Genomic DNA, 1551 nt, shown 5'->3' with positions numbered 1-1551 from the left:
TAGTGTCGGAGTGTGAGTAGCAGCGAAGAGAGCATCCGACTGGCGGCGGGCGACGCCGAGTTGACCATCACTCCGGAGAACGGCTGCCGGATCGGCAGCCTGCGGATCGGCGGGACCGAACTGCTGCGTCAGGGCGAGCGGTACGGCTGCTTCCCGATGGTGCCGTGGTGCGGGCGGATCGAGAACGGGCAGTTCCGCAACGGCGGTGTGGTCCATCAGATGCCCCTCAACTCCCCGCCCCACGCGATCCATGGCACCGGCCGGAACACGGCCTGGCGTACGGCCCGGGTGGGCGGGAGCGAGGCGGCGTTCACCTATGACCTGGTCGATCCCTGGCCGTACAGCGGCCGGGTCACCCAGACCTTCGAGCTGACCGAGGAGGGGCTGTCGCTGGCGCTGGGCGTGGAGACGTACGACACCTCCTTTCCTGCCCAGGCCGGCTGGCACCCGTGGTTCCTGCGCAATCTGGGCGGGAGCGACGTACGTATCGACTTCGCGCCCGACTGGCAGGAGGAGCGCGGCAGCGACCATCTGCCCACCGGCCGCCGGGTGACACCGCGCCCGGGTCCCTGGGACGACTGCTTCGGGATGCCCGACGGTGTGGATGTGACGCTCACCTGGCCGGACGAGCTGGAGCTGAAGGTCACGAGCCGGGCCGAGTGGGTCGTGGTCTACGACGAGCAGGCCGAGGCGGTCTGTGTGGAGCCGCAGTCGGGCCCGCCGAACGGGCTCAACACCATGCCGCGGCTGGTCACTCCCGTCGAGCCGCTGGAGATCACGGCGAACTGGAACTGGCGGCGGCTCTGACGGGCGGCGGCTGTGAACTGGCGGCGGCTCTGACGGGCCCGGCCGGGGTGACCGCATAAGCTCGGGGCCATGACTGACGCACGGGCTGAGCTGCAGCAACTGATCAAGGACAAGGCCGTGGTCCACGGCAAGGTGATCCTTTCCTCGGGTCGTGAGGCCGACTGGTATATCGACCTCCGCCGGATCACCCTGGACGGTCATGCCGCGCCGCTGGTCGGTCAGGTCATGCTCGATACCACCGCCGAGCTGGACTTCGACTGTGTGGGCGGGCTGACCCTGGGCGCCGATCCGGTGGCCACGGCGATGTTGCATGCCTCGGCCGCGCGCGGAAAGTGGCTGGACGCGTTTGTCGTCCGTAAGGCCCAGAAGACGCACGGCCTTCAGCGCCGGATCGAGGGCACGGAGGTGAAGGGCCGCCGCTGTCTGGTGGTCGAGGACACCTCGACCACGGGCGGTTCTCCGCTGACGGCCGTGGAGGCGGTACGGGAGGCCGGCGGCGAGGTCGTCGCGGTCGCGGTCATCGTGGAGCGAGGTGCGGCTCCTGCCATCGCCGAGGCGGGACTTCCGTATATCGCTGTCTATGGGACGGACGAGCTGGGTCTGTCCTGAGCTGGGCCCGGTCTGGGCTGAGCCTGACCTGAGTCCGGCTCTGAGCTGGGCATTTGGCGCGGCGCTGGGTGTTTCACGTGAAACACCCAGCGCCGCGTCGCGGTACGGGCCGTGGTACAGAAGGTCTCGCGGATG

Annotated in this window: 2 protein-coding genes; both read left to right on the top strand. The window is 69.1% G+C overall.

Features of this window, described 5'->3' with window-relative positions:
• Window positions 1–12: 12 nt before the first annotated feature.
• Window positions 13–807: an aldose epimerase family protein gene (locus GA0115259_RS31870; RefSeq protein WP_093603416.1), complete on the top strand. Its 795-nt coding sequence runs from the start codon at window positions 13–15 to the stop codon at window positions 805–807.
• Between the two features lie 69 nt (window positions 808–876).
• The gene (pyrE, locus tag GA0115259_RS31865; protein WP_093603414.1) at window positions 877–1416 is read left to right on the top strand and encodes an orotate phosphoribosyltransferase; all 540 of its coding nucleotides are present in this window, start codon (window positions 877–879) and stop codon (window positions 1414–1416) included.
• Window positions 1417–1551: the final 135 nt, after the last annotated feature.

This window comes from Streptomyces sp. MnatMP-M17 (genome assembly GCF_900091995.1).
GTDB lineage: Bacteria > Actinomycetota > Actinomycetes > Streptomycetales > Streptomycetaceae > Streptomyces.
The sequence above is the reverse complement of the archived record's forward strand: the minus strand, read 5'-3'. Positions and strand labels throughout refer to the sequence as shown.